Origin of the sequence: Streptomyces sp. NBC_00554, assembly GCF_041431135.1 — a bacterium.
In the GTDB taxonomy this organism is placed as follows: domain Bacteria; phylum Actinomycetota; class Actinomycetes; order Streptomycetales; family Streptomycetaceae; genus Streptomyces.
Map to the genome: position 1 here is coordinate 7,480,231 of NZ_CP107799.1, position 18,044 is coordinate 7,498,274.

14 protein-coding genes are annotated in these 18,044 nt (G+C 70.5%); 10 read left to right on the forward strand and 4 right to left on the reverse strand.

Annotated features, from left to right (window positions below; translation table 11 throughout):
• Positions 1-95: 95 nt before the first annotated feature.
• From OG266_RS32955 to OG266_RS32965, 3 genes are all read left to right on the forward strand, one after another.
• Positions 96-635: an SAV_6107 family HEPN domain-containing protein gene (locus tag OG266_RS32955; protein ID WP_266465229.1), complete on the forward strand. Its 540-nt coding sequence runs from the start codon at positions 96-98 to the stop codon at positions 633-635.
• 211 nt (positions 636-846) lie between these two features.
• Complete coding sequence (locus tag OG266_RS32960; RefSeq protein ID WP_266465231.1) at positions 847-1,617, forward strand: methyltransferase; 771 nt, start codon at positions 847-849, stop codon at positions 1,615-1,617.
• A gap of 275 nt (positions 1,618-1,892) precedes the next feature.
• Entirely contained in the window at positions 1,893-2,291 is a 399-nt protein-coding gene (locus tag OG266_RS32965; RefSeq protein WP_266465234.1) for a DUF3040 domain-containing protein, read from the forward strand.
• Between the two features lie 344 nt (positions 2,292-2,635).
• Here the strand turns inward: OG266_RS32965 and OG266_RS32970 are convergent, their stop codons facing one another.
• From OG266_RS32970 to OG266_RS32985, 4 genes are all read right to left on the reverse strand, one after another.
• The gene (locus OG266_RS32970) at positions 2,636-5,032 is read right to left on the reverse strand and encodes a DUF3488 and DUF4129 domain-containing transglutaminase family protein (RefSeq protein WP_371550151.1); all 2,397 of its coding nucleotides are present in this window, start codon (positions 5,030-5,032) and stop codon (positions 2,636-2,638) included.
• Positions 5,029-6,393, reverse strand: coding sequence for a DUF58 domain-containing protein (locus OG266_RS32975; RefSeq protein WP_266465240.1), 1,365 nt, complete (start codon positions 6,391-6,393; stop codon positions 5,029-5,031). The genes OG266_RS32970 and OG266_RS32975 overlap by 4 nt, the downstream gene beginning before the upstream one ends.
• Positions 6,390-7,430 (reverse strand): AAA family ATPase, encoded by a 1,041-nt coding sequence (locus OG266_RS32980; protein ID WP_371550153.1) that lies wholly within the window; start codon positions 7,428-7,430, stop codon positions 6,390-6,392. Before OG266_RS32980 ends, OG266_RS32975 begins: the two co-directional genes overlap by 4 nt.
• Before the next feature lie 261 nt (positions 7,431-7,691).
• Positions 7,692-8,240, reverse strand: a complete 549-nt coding sequence (locus OG266_RS32985; RefSeq protein ID WP_266465246.1) for a carbonic anhydrase — start codon at positions 8,238-8,240, stop codon at positions 7,692-7,694.
• 449 nt (positions 8,241-8,689) lie between these two features.
• Here OG266_RS32985 and rsmH point away from each other — a divergent pair, with 449 nt between their 5' ends.
• From rsmH to murD, 7 genes are all read left to right on the forward strand, one after another.
• Positions 8,690-9,646 carry a 16S rRNA (cytosine(1402)-N(4))-methyltransferase RsmH gene (rsmH, locus tag OG266_RS32990; protein ID WP_266465248.1) on the forward strand — a complete coding sequence of 319 codons (957 nt, stop codon included), beginning with the start codon at positions 8,690-8,692 and terminating at the stop codon, positions 9,644-9,646.
• A 276-nt stretch (positions 9,647-9,922) separates the two neighbouring features.
• On the forward strand, positions 9,923-10,462 hold the full coding sequence (locus tag OG266_RS32995; RefSeq protein ID WP_371550156.1) for a hypothetical protein: 540 nt from the start codon (positions 9,923-9,925) through the stop codon (positions 10,460-10,462).
• A gap of 5 nt (positions 10,463-10,467) precedes the next feature.
• A complete protein-coding gene (locus tag OG266_RS33000) occupies positions 10,468-12,420 on the forward strand; it encodes a penicillin-binding protein 2 (RefSeq protein WP_329548146.1) in 1,953 nt (650 codons plus the stop codon).
• A 188-nt stretch (positions 12,421-12,608) separates the two neighbouring features.
• Positions 12,609-14,132 carry a UDP-N-acetylmuramoyl-L-alanyl-D-glutamate--2,6-diaminopimelate ligase gene (locus OG266_RS33005; protein ID WP_329550271.1) on the forward strand — a complete coding sequence of 508 codons (1,524 nt, stop codon included), beginning with the start codon at positions 12,609-12,611 and terminating at the stop codon, positions 14,130-14,132.
• A gap of 4 nt (positions 14,133-14,136) precedes the next feature.
• Positions 14,137-15,543: a UDP-N-acetylmuramoyl-tripeptide--D-alanyl-D-alanine ligase gene (murF, locus tag OG266_RS33010; RefSeq protein ID WP_266465254.1), complete on the forward strand. Its 1,407-nt coding sequence runs from the start codon at positions 14,137-14,139 to the stop codon at positions 15,541-15,543.
• The gene (mraY, locus tag OG266_RS33015) at positions 15,540-16,613 is read left to right on the forward strand and encodes a phospho-N-acetylmuramoyl-pentapeptide-transferase (protein ID WP_266465257.1); all 1,074 of its coding nucleotides are present in this window, start codon (positions 15,540-15,542) and stop codon (positions 16,611-16,613) included. Before murF ends, mraY begins: the two co-directional genes overlap by 4 nt.
• Positions 16,595-18,022: a UDP-N-acetylmuramoyl-L-alanine--D-glutamate ligase gene (gene murD, locus OG266_RS33020; protein ID WP_266465260.1), complete on the forward strand. Its 1,428-nt coding sequence runs from the start codon at positions 16,595-16,597 to the stop codon at positions 18,020-18,022. The genes mraY and murD overlap by 19 nt, the downstream gene beginning before the upstream one ends.
• Positions 18,023-18,044 lie beyond the last annotated feature (22 nt).

Here is an 18,044-nt window from a genome sequence, read left to right on the forward strand (position 1 = left end):
AGCAAAAGCCCAGGTCAGAACGGATTGTCAGTGGCATACCTCACGATGGACACATACGGCCACAGAGCCGTCACACAGACGACAGGAGGTTCGTCATGGCCAACTCATCCGCAGCCGCCTCCCACCGGCGCCGCGCCACCGGCCCTGCCCCCTCACTGACCGGTCCGGCGAGCGACGTGCACCCCGTGCTCCGCCGGACCACGGCCCCGCCCGCCGCCCTCGAACTGCTCGCACAGGCCCACGCCGGACTCGACGAGGCGACCGCCCTCGACACACCCAACGAGCGCTATGCGACGGCCCACTTGGCCGCCCTGCGCACCGCCGCGGCCGTCCTCGCCGCGCGGGGACGCCCGGAACCCACGCCCCGACGCAGGGCACGCATCCGGAGCGCCTGGGAAGTGCTCCCCGAAATCGCGCCCGAACTCGCCGAGTGGAGCGCGTTGTTCGCCGCCGGAGCGACCCGCCGTGCCCGCGCCGAGGCGGGCATACAGGGCGCGGCCGGCAGCCGCGACGCCGACGACCTCATACGCGACGTGGCGATGTTCCTGCGCCTCGTCGAGCGGATGCTGGTGCTGCAGCCCGTGCTGCCTCAGCCCCGGCAGGACGGAGACCGGCAAGTCCCGGACGCGGGCTGACCGGCACGGGAGCCGCGAACCGCCGTTTCCTCCGAGGAGCCTCACGCTTCACGGCACAGAGCCCGAGACTCCGGAGCCGGTCGGTATTGACTCGCTGCGCTGCCCATTAGGGTGGAAGCGCATGAAGCCTTCCGCCCCGGAAAAGGGCCCGGGAGGCCCCCCGATCGCTCCGCCGTGCAAGAGGCGGTGCCGCGCCGAGGAGTCAACTGCCGTGTCGGACCCGATGCGCCCCCGCGCTTCTCTCCGTACCGCCGTGGTCTGGGAGGTCCTCAAGGACGCCCTGGACCGCCGGGTCAAGGCCACGGGGCGGGATGCCCTGGACGTCCTCGACACCGGGGGTGGCAGCGGCAACTTCGCGGTGCCCGTGGCCCGCCTCGGCCACCGCGTCACCGTCGTCGACCCCAGCCCGAACGCGCTGTTCGCGCTGGAGCGCCGGGCCGCCGAGGCCGGAGTCGCCGACCGCGTGCACGGCGTCCAGGGCGACGCACACGGCCTCTTCGACGTCGTCGAGCGCGGTGGCTACGACGCGGTGCTCTGTCACGGAGTCCTGGAGTACGTGGACGACCCGGCCAACGGCGTCCGCAACGTGGTGGACGCGCTGCGCCCCGAAGGCGTCCTCAGCCTCCTCGCCGCGGGCCTGGGCGGAGCCGTGCTGGCCCGCGCCCTCGCCGGGCACTTCAAGGAGGCCAGGCAGGCGCTCGACGACCCGGACGGACGCTGGGGCGAGGGTGATCCCGTACCCCACCGTTTCACCGCCGAACAGCTCACCGCGCTGGTCGAGGGCGCGGGCCTGAAGGTCGCCTCCGTGCATGGAGTGCGGGTCTTCGCTGACCTGGTCCCCGGCGTCCTCGTGGACACCGAGCCCGGGGCCCTGGAAGCACTGCTGAAGCTGGAGGCCGCAGCGGCCGAACTCGCCGCGTTCCACTCCGTGGCGACGCAGCTTCATGTGCTCGGTGAGACGCAAGGGGCCGGTGAGCGCTGAGCCGCCTCCCGTGGTGCGCCGCTGATCAGGGGCTTGGCTGCAGATGGAGTACGCCACAGGCCCCCCGATCGGGCGCTCGGCGCCGTATGATCGAGGGAGACCGTTCGGCATGACGGGCCGTTCGCTGGGGAATGCACGCCTCAGTGGATCCGGGCGTCATGGCGGGTTCCGGTTGGCTAATTGGCGTAGAGGGGCGGGTTTCACGGGGGCGATTCCCTGCCTATCCTGAAGGGGACCCCCGGTCGCCCCGGCGACTGCACGATGAGGAGGACTCCGTGCCGCTCTCGGAGCACGAGCAGCGAATGCTCGAGCAGATGGAGCGAGCGCTGTACGCCGAAGATCCCAAGTTCGCGACAGCGCTTGAGGGAAGCGGGCTGCGTACGTATACCCGGCGACGGGTCTACCAGGCGGTCGCGGGCTTCCTGGTGGGTATCGCGCTCCTCATGGCCGGAATGGTCGCCGTGCAGATCTGGCTAAGCGTGGTGGGTTTCCTCGTCATGCTGGGCTGCGCGGTGCTTGCCGTAACCGGTTGGCGCAAGGCCCCCAAGCCGGGTGAACAGCCGACCGCGCCAGGCGCGCCGGCCGCCCGCAGCCAAGGCCGACAGCGCCGCTCCATGATGGACCGCATCGAACAACGCTGGCAGCGCCGCCGCGACGACCAGGGTGGCCAGTAGCCCCCGAGCGCCGCGGTCAATGACATCGCCTGAGGGGGTGTCCACCAGTCCGGTGGACACCCCCTCACGCACGCCCTGAACCGGGCGCAGCGGCACTCACGCCGCAGCCGTGGGCACGCGCGCCGCGGCAACCGTCCCCGCTGCAACCTTTCCTCGCTGTGGGCATGCGTGCCGCTAGGGGCGGCGCCCGTCCCAAAAGAGCGGCACCCCGCAAGCGCCGGGCCGCGCGACCTACCCCGACCCCAGCCCCACGCCGGGCTCCCCGGCAACAGAGCGCTCCGCTGCTGACAGCGGTGCGGCCCCCGCCCCAGCCAGGGCAAGGGCCGCACACAGCGCAGGGACGGTCAGCCGTTCTGCCCCGAAGGCCGCCGCAGCAAGGTCTCCCGCCGGGCCGCCAGGCGGGCAGCCAGAGCGGTCCAGTAGTCCGACGCCGCCCACACCACCCGGATGGCTGAGCGGGGAGCGAGGAGTGCACGGAGACGGGCCGGACGGCTCGCCAAGGTGCGGAAGCCGTCCGCGACCTGACGGGCGTCCTCGGCGAGACCCGCCGTCGGACGGGGATGCGGAGCGTAGAGCACCTGCTCCACAGCCGCCGCCACCCGGTGCACCGCATCCGCCGCCGTCGGTTCGAGAAGCCCGAGACGGACAATCCGCGCGGCAGCCTTGCGAGGCGTCTGCGAGTCGTCCGGCTCGATCCCGTAGTCCCACGCCGTATCGGTCACTTCCAGCCAGGCACTCAGCGTGTACACCGCTGCATCCGCGTCGGTGCGCCCGTGCGCGCCGAGCCGCACGGCCCGTATCCGCATGCGCCACAGCATCGGCAGCAACGGCACCCCAAGGACGAGGAGTCCGGCCAAGGCCAGCCCCAGGATCTGGAGCCACGGCATACCGCCGTCGTCGGAGCCCACCGCGGCCAGCGCGGACTCGCTCGCGCACGCCTCGAGCTTCCTCTCCTGCGCCGTGCAGCTCTCGCTCGCCGACGCCGAGGCGGCAGGCGCATCGGAGGCCGACTGCGTCGGCTGCGGTGCGGCCGGCACATCGGTGCCGGACGTCTCCGGCTGGGTGTAGTCCGGAACCGAGCCCCGGTTGGGAGTGGGCTCGAAGCGCGTCCAGCCCACCCCCTCGAAGTACAGCTCGGGCCAGGCGTGCGCGTCCCGCAGACCGACCGTCATCGAACCGTCGGGCTGCGTGGAACCGGGCGTGAAGCCCACCGCCACGCGGGCCGGTATCCCCAGCGTGCGGGCCATCGCGGCCATCGCGAAGGAGAAGTGGACGCAGAAGCCCTCCTTGTCCTTCAGGAAGCGCGCGATCGCGGCAGAACCGCTGCCGACCTGCACCTCCGTGTCGTACGTGAATCCGCCGCTCACGGCGAAGTAGTCCTGGAGCTTGACCGCCTGCTCGTAGTGGTTGGCCGAGCCCGCGGTGACCTCGCGCGCGGTGTCGGCCACCACCGAGGGCAGCGAATCCGGCACCTGAGTGAACTCGCGCTTCAGAGCCGGATCCGGCTCCGGCGCCGTCGCGAGCTGCTCCGCGGTCGGCTGCACGAGCAGGCTCGTGACCTCGTACTGCACGCCTCGCGTGTTCTGGCCGTGGTCCCCGACGAGCGTGCGCCCCACCGGCTCGTACCGCCAGCTGCCGTTGATGTCCACCTGGGTGGCCGGATAGGGCATGGGGAGCCAGTCCTGCGCGTACCAGTCGGCCGCCGAGACACGGGTCTGGATCGCGGTCCGCTGGACGTCGCTCCCGAGGCCGATCGGCGTCGGGAACGTGTCCGGCACATCGACGATGTGCCGCTGGGCCGGCTTCCAGGCCGTGCCGTCGAAGTCGTCCAGGGAGACGATCCGCAGATACATGTCCTGGGTGTCGTCGGTGTTGGTGCGGTACGACATGACCTCGCGGTCCTCGTCCACGTTCAGACTGTCGCGGAGTGAGACCAGCGGGTTGACCGCAGAGATCGTGCCACCGCCTCCGGAGCCCGAGCCCACACCCGTCCCAGTACCGTCCAGCAGACCGCCGTCGAGCGAGGGCAGGGCGAGCGGCACCACCAGGGCGATGCCCAGCGCGACCGCGCCGATGCGCCGCCCGGTGCGCACGGGCGCGACGGCGCCGCCCGAGGGTTCGGGGCCCGGCGTTCGGGACGCCGCCGCTCCGCCGAAGACGCGGCCCCACTGCGAGAGCCGGTCGCGGCCCTCGGCGAGCAGCAGCATGAGATAGCCGGCGGCCGCGAGCAGGAACCACAGCCATGCGGCACCGCCGCCGGAAAGCCCCGCGGCGACCGAGTACAGCGCGAGCAGCGGGAGTCCCGCGGGAGCCGCGCTGCGGAACGTCACCGCGAGCGCGTCCACCAAGAGCCCGATCACCAGGACACCGCCGACCAGCATCAGCCGGATGCCGTCGGACAGCGGCGCCGGAATCGCGAACCGCCCGACGTCGTCCGTGCCCGCCTGCAGCAGCACCCCGAACTGGTTGAAGGCCTCGGGCCCCGGGATGATCCCGAGGAAGGCCTGCTGCCGGGCGAAGACCAGCGTCAGCAGCATCAGCGTCACCAGCGCCTGCACCGCCACGGTCAGCGGCCGGGCCAGCGGAACCCGCCGGGTCAGCGCGCCCGCACCGGACTGCATCGCCAGCAGAAACGCCGCCTGGAAGAACCAGGTCGCCGGATCGACCAGCGGCAGCAGAGCAGTCGCGGCCATGAGAGTGGCCGCCGCCGCGAACAGCGCCAGTCGCGCCCGCCCGCTCATGAGCCACCACCCCCCGCCGTACTTCCCGTCGACGCGACGCCCGTGCGCTGCCGGTCCGCCTCACGCCACAGGTCGGCGATCCCCGCCCCCCGTGGCACCCTCACAGCAGTCCAGCCCGCCTCGCGCAGCATGCGCAGTTGATCCTCGCTCTTGTCCAACGGCCCGGGGACGTCCGCCGGTTCCCGCATCCATGCCTCGCTGTCCAGCAGGAAGGCGACGGCCCCGCCGCTGCGCTGGCGCATCTTGGCGAGCACTGTCGCCTGTTCCTCGTCCAGATCGCCGAGGAAGGCGATCAGCAGCCCTTCGTTCCCGCCGCGCAGCACGTCGTAGGCGCGGGACAGACCCGTGCCGTCCGAGTGGTCGACGACGGCGAGTGTGTCCATCATCAGTCCGGCCGCGTCCGCCGACTCCGGGCTCGCGCCCGCGAAGCCGTCCGCGCCCTCGCCGGGCACCGAGCTGCCGGTGTCGGTCAACAGCCGTACCGAAAAGCCCCGTTCGAGCATGTGCACCAGCGTCGACGCCGCGCCCGAAACCGCCCACTCGAAGGCCGAATCCGGGCCCGCGCCCTCGAAGGCGACCCCACGGGTGTCCAGCAGCACCGTGCAGCGGGAGCGCTGCGGCTGCTCCTCGCGGCGGACCATCAACTCGCCGTAGCGCGCGGTCAGGCGCCAGTGCACCCGGCGCAGATCGTCGCCGTAGCGGTAGCCGCGCGGGATTATGTCGTCCTCGCCGGCCAGTGCCAGCGAGCGCTGGCGCCCGTCGCCGTACCCCTTCGCCTCACCGGTCAGCCGCACCGGCGGCAGCGCCTCCACGCGCGGGATGACCGTCAGGGTGTCGTACGTCGAGAAGGAGCGCGTCAGTTCGCACATTCCGAAGGGGTCCGTGAGCCGTAGTTGCAGCGGGCCCAGCGGATAGCGGCCGCGCAGGTCCGAGCGCACCCGGTAGGACACCTCGCGGCGGCCGCCCGCCTCCACCCGGTCCAGGACGAACCGGGGCCGCGGGCCGAGCACGTACGGCACCCGGTCCTGGAGCATCAGCAGTCCGGTGGGCAGCCGCGAGACGTTGTCCATGCGCAGATGGACCCGCGCCTCGGAACCGGCGGGCACGCGCGCGGGGGCGAGCCTGCGGCTGCCCGCGACCCGGTAACGGGTGCGGTACAGCACGGTTGCGCACACCAGTGGCAGCACCGCCAGGAGCAGGCCGACCCGGAGCAGATCGCTCTGCCCCAGGACGTACGCGCAGATCGCGGCCGCGACTCCGGCGGCCAGGAAGGAGCGGCCCCGCGTGGTGAGCCCGGCGAGTGCTGTGCGCAGCCCTCCCTTGTCCTCCTCGGCGGTGTACCCCGTCCCTCCTTGCGTCATCCAAGCCTCCGCGGCGGCTGCTGGCCGTAGGCGGTGGCACCGCGGCCCACCGTGAAGCCGGACTGCTGCTGGGGCGCGGCGGGAACGGGGATGCGCTGCAGGATTTCCTGCACGACCTGTTCGGCCGTGCGCCGGTTCAGCTGTGCCTGTGCCGTGGGCAGCAGACGGTGGGCCAGGACCGCCACGGCGAGTGCCTGGACGTCGTCCGGCAGCGCGTACTCCCGGCCGCTGAGGGCGGCGGACGCCTTCGCCGCGCGCAGCAGATGCAACGTGGCACGCGGTGAGGCGCCGAGTCTGAGATCGGGGTGCGTGCGCGTGGCCCCGACCAGCTCCACCGCGTACCGCCGCACCGGGTCGGCGACGTGGACCGAGCGGACCGCGTCGATCAGCTTCACGATCTCGTGCGCGTGCGCCACCGGCTGGAGGTCGTCCAGCGGGTTCACCCCGCCATGGACGTCCAGCATCTGCAGTTCGGCCTCCGCGCTGGGATAGCCGATGGAGACACGGGCCATGAAACGGTCGCGCTGGGCCTCCGGAAGCGGGTAGGTGCCCTCCATCTCGACCGGGTTCTGCGTGGCCACTACCATGAAGGGGCTGGGCAGTTCGTACGTCGTCCCGTCGATGGTGACCTGGCGCTCCTCCATGGACTCCAGGAGCGCGGACTGTGTCTTGGGCGAGGCTCGGTTGATCTCGTCGCCGATCACGATCTGAGCGAAGATCGCGCCCGGCTTGAACTCGAAGTCCCGGCGCTGCTGGTCCCAGATGGACACACCTGTGATGTCCGAGGGCAGCAGGTCGGGCGTGAACTGGATACGCCGCACCGAACAGTCGATGGACCGTGCCAGCGCCTTGGCCAGCATGGTCTTGCCGACGCCGGGAACATCCTCGATCAGAAGATGACCCTCGGCGAGCAGCACGGTCAGCGAAAGCCGTACGACCTCAGGCTTGCCTTCGATCACTCCTTCCACCGAACTGCGGACACGCTCCACAGTGGCGGTCAGATCTGTAAGGCTCGCTCGATCGTCATAGGTCGTCACCCGGCCCTCCTCGGCCCTTTCTCGGGCCGACGCCCTGTGCGGACCGGCCCACCCCAAAACACGGACACCAAGCGGGAAAAGTTCCGCGTGACGCCACACTCGCATTCTTGTTGCCGTTACCGGTTCGTGTCATCCGCCTGTGGATAACTGGCCGCGATATGTCTGCCTTGCGGTCTTTTGGTCGGCCCTGGTTCATGATTTTTAGTGAACAGAGGCTCCCACGAGGCCCAGAAAGCCACCGTGAAGGCCCGATGAAGATTGTCAGACCGGGTCGATCTCGCGCAGCAGACCCGTCGTGACGTCGAAGACGAAGCCGCGTACGTCGTCGGTGTGCAGAAGGAACGGCGAGGTGCGCACGCGCTGCATCGACTGCCGTACGTCCTGCTCGACATCCCGGAAGGCCTCGACGGCCCAGGCCGGCCGCTGGCCGACCTCCATCTCCAGATCGTGCCGGAAGTCCTCGGTGAGGGACTCCAGGCCGCAGCCGGTGTGGTGGATGAGGACCACACTGCGGGTGCCGAGCGCCCGCTGGCTGATCGTGAGGGAGCGGATCACGTCGTCGGTGACGACTCCGCCCGCGTTGCGGATGGTGTGACAGTCGCCCAGCTCCAGGCCGAGCGCGGCGTGCAGGTCGAGCCGGGCGTCCATGCACGCGACCACCGCGACATGCAGGACGGGACGGGCGTCCATCCCCGGATCGGCGAAGGCGGCGGCGTACTGCTGGTTCGCGTCGACGAGACGGTCGGTCACGGTGCCGTCGCTGGATATGGCGCCTTCGGGCCCGGTGGGAACAGATGCGGAGGTCGTCATGCCTATGACGGTACTGGTCGCATATGAAGCGGTCCTGCCGTGAGAGGGGACAAAGAACGTCATCGTGGCTTGTTGTGAGGTAACCCACACGGGCGGTGTCGGCTCGCCCGTATGGGTTGTTCTTTCCGATTCACGGCTTCATCGGGAGCAGGACTCACGACGCGCATGCCGGTTGATTGACCGCGAGACACCGTGGACTAAAGTGACGCGAAGCGGGAGGCGAGGCTCTCCCTGCTGGACTGCTTTCCCCCGGAAACCCGGCGATTTTCCGGCGTTTCCCCACGTGCGCGGCGCGTACGTACGGCTCGGCCTCCTCCCGCTCCCGGTCGGCTGACGCCACTCTCCCGGCGCCAGCGGGCCTCCCCTTCTCCGGGGGTCCCCCCAGCGTCAGCTGGGGGAGGGCGGGGACCCGGCGGTGCGTACTGCCTTGCCGGATCTGAGAGGGCCCCTTGAGCCAGAGTCGACACGTCCCGGTGATGCTCCAGCGGTGCCTGGACATGTTGGCCCCGGCTCTCACCGGGCCCGGAGCCGTCGTCGTCGACTGCACGCTGGGACTCGGCGGCCACAGCGAGGCGCTCCTCACCCAGTTCCCCGAGGCCCGTCTCGTGGCCCTGGACCGCGACAAGGAGGCGCTGCGCCTCTCCGGGGAGCGGCTCGCCCCCTTCGGTGACCGCGCGACCCTCGTGCACGCCGTCTACGACGAACTCCCCGACGTACTCGACCGCCTGGGCATCCCGCGCGTCCAGGGCATCCTGTTCGACCTGGGCGTCTCTTCCATGCAACTCGACGAGGCGGACCGCGGGTTCGCGTACGCGCAGGACGCTCCGCTCGACATGCGCATGGACCAGACGACCGGCATGAGCGCCGCAGAGGTGCTCAACACCTACCCGCCGGGCGAACTGGTGCGGATCCTGCGGGCGTACGGCGAAGAGAAGCAGGCCAAGCGGATCGTGTCGGCGGTCGTGCGTGAACGCGCGAAGGAACCCTTCAGCAACAGCGCGCGCCTCGTCGAGCTGATCCGCGACTCGCTTCCCCAGGCCGCCAAGCGGACCGGCGGCAACCCCGCCAAGCGCACCTTCCAGGCGCTGCGCATCGAGGTCAACGGCGAACTCAGCGTCCTGGAGCAGGCGATCCCCGCGGCCGTGAAGGTGCTCGCCGTCGGCGGCCGGATCGCCGTCCTGTCGTACCACTCGCTGGAAGACCGGCTGGTCAAGCAGGTGTTCGCGGCCGGCGCCGCCAACACGGCGCCGCCCGGCCTGCCGGTCGTGCCCGAGCGCTACCAGCCCCGGCTCAAGCTGCTCACGCGCGGTGCCGAACTTCCCACCGAGGAAGAGGTCGCGGAGAACCGGCGAGCGGCTCCCGCCCGGCTGCGGGGGGCGCAGCGCATCCGCGAGGAAGCCGAGTGAGGCGCGGGGAGAGGGAGGACGAGTGAGTCGGAAACCCGAACTCGCGAGGTCGGGAGAGTGGGACATCCCAACTCGCGGGCCGCGACTCGGTACGGCATCCAAACTCACGGGACCGAGTGGGTTGGGGATCCAGACGCGTTGTCGGCGTCCGGGTAGGACATCCGAACTCACGGAGCGGAGCGAGTCGGTGATCCCGACCCGCGAGGCGACATGGGTGGGAGATTCGAACTCGCGGCGCGGCCGCGAGTCGGGAAACCGAACCCGCAGGGAGGGCGCGTGAGCAGGAAACCCGAACTGAGAGGGCGGGCCGCCAGGCTCGCCCGGCTTCTCCCGGCAGGTGCCGGGACGGCCGCCCGTACCCCCTTCGTCCTGCTGGTCGTGCTCCTGCTCGGCGGCGGCCTCATCGGGCTCCTCGTGCTGAACTCCGCGCTCAGCGCAGGGTCGTTCCAGCTCGACGACCTGCAGAGGGACACCAAGAGCCTCACCGACGAGGAGCAGGCGCTCCAGCGGGACGTGGACGCCTACGCCGCCCCCGACGCCCTCCAGCGCCGGGCCCGCGAACTGGGCATGGTCCCCGGCGGCGACCCGGCCTTCCTCAACCCGGACGGCACCGTCAAGGGCGTCCCGGGAGCAGCCGCCCAGCAGTCCTCCGCACGTACCCCGGTGGTGCGCCCGCCCGAGGTCCTCGCCCTCGCGCCGAGCCCGACGCCGACCGCGGTCCCAACGCCCACCCCCACGCCGTCCACGGCCGCCGCCTCCGCGCAGCCGCCGGCGGCCACCCCGTCCGTGCAGCCCTCCACAATCCCCGGCAGGTGACGGAAGTGTCCGACAGGGAACCGCCGCGCCGCCGAGTGCCCGGCCCCGCCAGGCCCGTACGACCCTCAGGCCAGCGGCGTCCGGACCCCGGCGCCCGCCCCGCGCGCCGCCCGGGCGCGCCGAGGCCCGCCGGCCCCCGCGTCATCCGGCTCGGCAGCCCGCGCCCCCGGCTCCGTATGGTCAGTCTCGCGCTGACCCTGGTGATGATCGCCTTCGTCGTGCGGCTGCTCCAGGTGCAGGCCGTGGACGCGAGCACGTATGTCGCCAAGGCCGAGCAGAACCGGTACGTCGGGCGCACGCTGGCCGCCGAACGCGGCGGGATCACGGACCGCAACGGCGTCGAGCTGGCGACCAGCGTGGACGCGTACGACATCACGGCCGACCCCACGATGTTCACGCAGAAGGCCACGAAGACGGCGGACGCGCCCGAGCAGGCCGCGGCGCTGCTCGCCCCGATCCTCGGCCAGGACGCGGAGAAGGTCACCAAGAAGCTGAAGACGAAGAACACGCGCTACACCCTGCTCGCGAACCGTCAGACCCCTCAGGTCTGGAAGCAGATCAAGGACATCAGGAGCACGCTCGCGGCCAAGGCCGAGACCGACCCGAGCACCGTCAACGTCCTCGCGGGCATCGTCGCGGTCCCCGCCAGCAAGCGCGTGTACCCGAACGGAGATCTCGCCGCCGGGATACTGGGCTGGGTCAACGCCGACGGCAAGGGCGGCGGCGGGCTCGAACAGGAGCTGAACAAGGAACTGGCCGGCAAGGACGGCGAGATCCGGTACGCGCAGTCCGGCGGCCTCCAGGTGCCCACCGCCGGTTCCACCGAGACCCCCGCCGTGGCCGGCTCCGACATCGAGCTGACCATCGACCGTGACATCCAGTGGGCCGCGCAGAACGCCATCACCGAGCAGGTGAAGGAGTCGAAGGCGGACAGCGGGTACGTGATAGTGCAGGACACGCAGACCGGCGAGATCCTCGCGATGGCCAACTCGCCCGGCTTCGACCCGAACGACCTCTCCCAGGCCGACCCGGCGGCGCTCGGCAACGCGGCCGTCCAGGACGCGTACGAGCCCGGCTCCACCGCCAAGGTCATGTCGATGGCCGCCGTGCTGGAGGAGAACGTCGCCACGCCCGCGACGCATGTGGTCGTGCCCAACCGGCTGCAGCGCGGCGACCGGCTCTTCCAGGACGACATCGACCACCCGACCTGGAACCTGACGCTCAACGGCGTGCTCGCCAAGTCCAGCAACATCGGCACCATCCTGGCGGTCGGCCAGCTCGGCAAGACGCAGACGGAGGCCAACAAGGTCCTCTACTCGTACCTGCGCAAGTTCGGCATCGGCGGCAACACCGGGCTGGACTTCCCCGGCGAGACGAAGGGCATCCTCGCGGCCCCCGAGGACTGGTCGACCTCGCAGCAGTACACGATTCCTTTCGGCCAGGGAGTGTCGCTCAGCGCGCTGCAGGCGGCCTCCGTCTACTCGACGATCGCCAACGGCGGCGTACGGATCGAGCCGACTCTGGTGCGCGGTACGGAAGGTGCCGACGGCCGCTTCACGCCCGCCTCCGAGCCCAAGAAGACAAGGGTCGTCAGCGAGAAGACGGCGAAGACCCTCGCCCAGATGCTGGAGTCCGTCGTGGACGACGAGCAGGGCACCGGCACCAAGGCGCGCATTCCCGGCTACCGGGTCGCGGGCAAGACGGGTACGGCCAACCGCGTGGATCCGGCCACCGGCAAGTACAACGGCTACACCTCGTCGTTCGCCGGATTCGCACCCGCCGACAACCCGCGGATCACCGTGTACTGCGCGATCCAGAACGCCACTAAGGGCAGCTACTTCGGAGGCCAGATCTGTGGACCCATCTACAAGGAGGTCATGGAGTTCGCCCTGAAGACACTTCAGGTACCGCCCACCGGGGCCAAGGCCGCGAATCTCCCCGTGACCTTCACGCCCTGATCAGCACGGAAACCAGCCAGGAACACCTCGTGACAACGATCACCCCCGATCCCGGGAACCACGCCGTGCCGCACACCCCGCCGCACGGCCCGTCCACGCCCTCACTTCGCTCCGGCGGGGGTGCGCCCGGTACGCTCACCGCCGTGCCAGACGCTGATCAGTCCCAAACCACCCAGAAGGGCGTTCCTGTGACATATCCGGGGCCGCCGCGACCGGTTCAGAACGCCGCCACACCCCTGGCGGAACTCGCCGATCAGCTGGGTGCCCAGAAGCCACAGGGCACCGCTGTGGAGGTCACGGGTATCACCCATGACTCCCGCGCCGTGCGCCCCGGCGACCTGTACGCCGCGCTGCCCGGCGCCCGCCTGCACGGCGCCGACTTCGTGACGCAGGCGGCCGGACTCGGTGCCGTCGCCGTGCTGACCGACCCGACGGGCGCCGAACGCGCCGCGGCCACCGGGCTGCCGGTCCTCGTCGTGGACGACCCGCGCGGGCAGATGGGAGAGCTGGCGGCCACGATCTACGGTCACCCGGGGCGCGACCTGCTTCAGTTCGGCATCACCGGCACTTCCGGCAAGACCACCACGGCGTACCTCGTCGAGGGCGGCCTGAAGACGGTCCGGAGCACCGGCCTGATCGGCACCGTCGAGACGCGCATCGGCGACGAGAGCATCAAGTCGGAGCGCACGACGCCGGAAGCCACCGACCTCCAGGCGCTGTTCGCGGTCATGCGCGAACGCGGGGTCGAGGCGGTCGCCATGGAGGTTTCCAGCCATGCGCTGGTCCTCGGCCGGGTCGACGCCTGCATCTTCGACATCGCCGTCTTCAACAACCTCAGCCCGGAGCACATGGAGTTCCACTCCGGCATGGAGGACTACTTCCAGGCCAAGGCACAGCTGTTCACGCCGGAACGCAGCAAACTGGGCGTGGTCAACCTCGACGACGAGTACGGGCGCCGGCTGGCCAAGGAGGCCACCGTCCCCGTCGTCACCTTCTCCGCCGAGGGGCACCCCGACGCCGACTGGCGGGCCGAGAACGTCGAAGTCGGCCCCATGGACTCGACGTTCACCGCTGTCGGCCCCAAGGGCGAGCGGGTCACCGCCAGGTCGCCGCTCGCGGGCCCCTTCAACGTGGCGAACACGCTCGCCGCGCTCGTCTCCCTCGCCGTGGCCGGAATCGACCCGCAGACCGCCGCCGACGGCATCGCCGCCGTACAGGGTGTACCGGGCCGGCTGGAGCGGGTGGACGCGGGCCAGCCTTATCTGGCCGTCGTCGACTACGCGCACAAGACGGACGCCGTCGAATCGGTCCTGCGCGCGCTGCGCAAGGTGACGACAGGTCAGCTGCACGTGGTGCTCGGCTGCGGCGGTGACCGCGACAGGACGAAGCGGATGCCGATGGGTGCCGCCGTCGCACGGCTCGCCGACACCGCCGTACTGACCTCCGACAACCCCCGTTCCGAGGACCCCCTCGCGATCCTCGCCACGATGCTCGCGGGAGCCGCCGAGGTGCCGCAGCACGAGCGCGGCGAGGTCCAGGTCTTCGAGGACCGGGCCGCAGCCATCGCCGCCGCCGTCGCCCGCGCGCGGCCCGGCGACACCGTACTGATCGCGGGCAAGGGCCACGAGCAGGGCCAGGACATCGCCGGGGTGGTGCGTCCCTTCGACGACCGCCAGGTGCTTCGCGAAGCTATCCAGAAGACCCAGGGATGAACTTGTGATCGCCCTCTCTCTCGCCGAGATCGCAGCAGTCGTCGGCGGGCAGACGTACGACATACCGGATCCGGCGGTACAGGTGACCGGACCCGTCGTCAGGGACTCCCGTGAGGTGGAGTCCGGCAGCCTCTTCGTCGCCTTCGTGGGCGAACGCGTGGACGGGCACGACTTCGCCCAGGCGGTCGTCGACGCGGGCGCGGTCGCCGTGCTGGCCTCCCGGCCCGTCGGCGTCCCCGCGATCGTCGTGGCGGACGTACAGACGGCCCTTGGCGCCCTCGCGCGCCATGTCGTCGAACGGCTCGGCGCGACCCTCGTGGCGCTCACCGGCTCCGCCGGCAAGACCAGCACCAAGGACCTCATCGCGCAGGTCCTGCGCAGCAAGGCGCCGACGGTCTTCACGCCGGGCTCGCTCAACAACGAGATCGGGCTGCCGCTCACCGCGCTCAGCGCCACCGAGGAGACCAGGTTCCTGGTGCTGGAGATGGGCGCCCGGGGCATCGGCCACATCCGGTACCTGACGGAGCTCACCCCGCCGCGGATCGGCCTCGTCCTCAACGTCGGCACCGCCCACATCGGGGAGTTCGGCGGCCGCGAGCAGATCGCGCAGGCGAAGGGCGAGTTGGTCGAGGGCCTTCCCGAGGACGGCGCAGCGATCCTCAACGCCGACGATCCCCTCGTACGCGCCATGTCTTCCCGTACGAAGGCGCGCGTGATCCTCTTCGGAGAGTCCGACGAAGCGGACGTACGCGCCGAGAACGTCCGTCTCACGGAGAGTGGACAGCCTTCCTTCAGCCTTCGCACACCCTCCGGGTGCAGTGACGTGACCATGCGCCTGTACGGTGAGCACCACGTGTCGAACGCGCTCGCCGCGGCCGCCGTCGCCCATGAGCTGGGCATGTCCGCAGACGAGATCGCCGGTGCGCTCTCCGAGGCGGGCACCCTCTCCCGCTGGCGGATGGAGGTCACCGAGCGCCCGGACGGCGTGACGGTCGTCAACGACGCCTACAACGCGAACCCCGAGTCCATGCGAGCCGCTCTGCGCGCGCTCGCGGCCATGGGCAGAGGGCGTCGTACGTGGGCGGTGCTCGGTCAGATGGCCGAGCTCGGGGACGAGGCGCTCGCCGAGCACGACGCGGTCGGGCGGCTCGCCGTCCGGCTCAACGTCAGCAAGCTCGTCGCGGTCGGGGGCAGGGAAGCGTCCTGGCTCCAACTGGGCGCATATAACGAGGGTTCGTGGGGTGAGGAGTCGGTGCACGTGTCCGACGCACAGGCGGCTGTCGACCTGTTGCGCAGTGAACTGCGCCCAGGGGACGTCGTGCTCGTGAAGGCGTCCCGGTCGGTCGGGCTCGAACGGGTGGCGCTCGCGCTGCTCGACAGCGGCGTTGAGGGTGAGGTTGCCGCCCGATGATGAAGCAGATCCTGTTCGCAGGAGTCATTGGCCTGTTCCTGACCCTGATCGGCACCCCGCTGCTGATCAAGCTCCTGGCCCGCAAGGGTTACGGCCAGTACATCAGGGACGACGGCCCGCGCGAGCACCACGCAAAGCGCGGTACGCCGACGATGGGTGGTATCGCCTTCATCCTGGCGACGATCATCGCGTACTTCATGTCCAAGGTGATCACGGGCTACGCGCCGACCTTCTCGGGTCTGCTGGTGCTCGGCCTGATGGCGGGCATGGGCCTGGTCGGCTTCCTGGACGACTACATCAAGATCGTCAAGCGGCGCTCGCTCGGTCTGCGGGCCAAGGCGAAGATGGCCGGACAGCTGACCGTCGGTATCGCCTTCGCGGTACTGGCCCTGCAGTTCGCCGACAACCGCGGCAACACTCCGGCCTCCACGAAGCTCTCCTTCGTCCAGGACTTCGGCTGGTCCATCGGCCCGGTGCTGTTCGTGGTCTGGGCGCTGTTCATGATCCTGGCCATGTCGAACGGCGTGAACCTGACGGACGGTCTGGACGGCCTCGCCACCGGCGCCGCGACGATGGTGTTCGGCGCCTACACCTTCATCGGTGTCTGGCAGTTCCAGGAGTCCTGCGCCAACGCGCAGACCCTCACCAACCCGGCCGCCTGTTACGAGGTACGAGATCCACTGGACCTCGCGGTCGTCGCCTCGGCCCTGATGGGCGCCTGCTTCGGCTTCCTGTGGTGGAACACCTCGCCGGCCAAGATCTTCATGGGTGACACCGGTTCGCTGGCCCTCGGCGGCGCGCTCGCCGGTCTCGCGATCTGCTCCCGCACGGAGATCCTGGTCGCCCTGCTCGGCGGCCTCTTCGTCCTCATCACCATGTCGGTGGTCATCCAGGTCGGCTCCTTCAAGATGACCGGGAAGCGCGTCTTCCGAATGGCGCCACTCCAACACCACTTCGAACTAAAGGGGTGGTCCGAAGTCCTTGTCGTGGTCCGCTTCTGGATCATCCAGGGCATGTGCGTGATCGTGGGTCTCGGCCTCTTCTACGCAGGATGGGCAGCCAAGAAGTGACCAACTGGCAGGGCAAGTACGTCACCGTCGCCGGCCTTGGCGTCTCCGGTATCCCGGCGGCCCGTGTGCTGCACGGCCTCGGCGCGGTCGTCACGGTCGTCAACGACGGCGACGACGAGCGCTCCCGGGCGCAGGCCGCGGACCTGGAGGCGCTCGGCATCACCGTGCGCCTCGGTGACGGCGCCACCCTGCCGGAGGGCACCGAGCTCATCGTCACCACGCCCGGCTGGAAGCCGGACAAGCCGCTGTTCGCCGCGGCCGCCGAGGCCGGCGTCCCGGTCTGGGGCGACGTGGAGCTGGCCTGGCGGCTCAGGGGCCCGGATGCGGCTCCCTGGCTCGCCGTCACCGGCACCAACGGCAAGACCACCACAGTCCAGATGCTCGCCTCGATCCTGAAGGCGGCAGGGCTGCGTACGGCGGCCGTCGGCAACATCGGGGTCTCGCTCCTGGACGCGGTCCTCGGCGAGGAGACGTACGACGTCCTCGCCGTGGAGCTGTCGAGCTACCAGCTGCACTGGGCGCCCTCACTGCGCGCCCACTCCGCCGCCGTACTGAACCTCGCGCCCGACCACCTCGACTGGCACGGCTCCATGGAGGCGTACGTCGCCGACAAGGGCCGTATCTACGAAGGAAATCGGGTCGCCTGCGTCTACAACGCGGCCGACAAGGCTACCGAGGACCTGGTGCGTGAGGCGGACGTCGAGGAGGGCTGCCGGGCGATCGGCTTCACCCTCGCCGCGCCGGGGCCCTCCCAACTCGGTGTCGTGGACGGCATCCTGGTCGACCGTGCCTTTGTCGACAACCGGCAGAAGAACGCCCAAGAGCTGGCGGAGGTGTCGGACGTCAATCCGCCCGCCCCGCACAACATCGCCAACGCCCTTGCGGCGGCGGCCCTGGCGCGTGCCTTCGGGGTGCCCGCCGCGGCCGTACGGGACGGTCTGCGGGCCTTCCGGCCGGACGCCCACCGCATCTCGCACGTCGCCGATGTGGACGGGGTCGCGTACATCGACGACTCCAAGGCCACCAACACCCATGCGGCGGAAGCCTCTTTGGCCGCGTACGAGTCGATCGTGTGGATCGCGGGCGGGCTCGCCAAGGGCGCGACCTTCGACGAGCTGGTCGCCAAGTCGGCAAAGCGGCTTCGGGGTGCCGTGCTGATCGGTGCCGACCGGGCTCTCATCCGGGAAGCGCTCGCGCGACACGCGCCGGAAGTACCGGTCGTCGACCTCGACCGGACCGACACTGGGGCGATGCTCGCGGCGGTTCAGGAGGCGCGGGGGCTCGCTCACGCGGGCGACACGGTGCTGCTGGCGCCGGCTTGCGCCTCCATGGATATGTTCGCCAACTACAACAAGCGCGGTGACGCTTTCGCGGAAGCGGTTCGCGAACTCGGCGCCGCGAGCGCCTGACGGCGGGTCTGAGCCGCTGTCC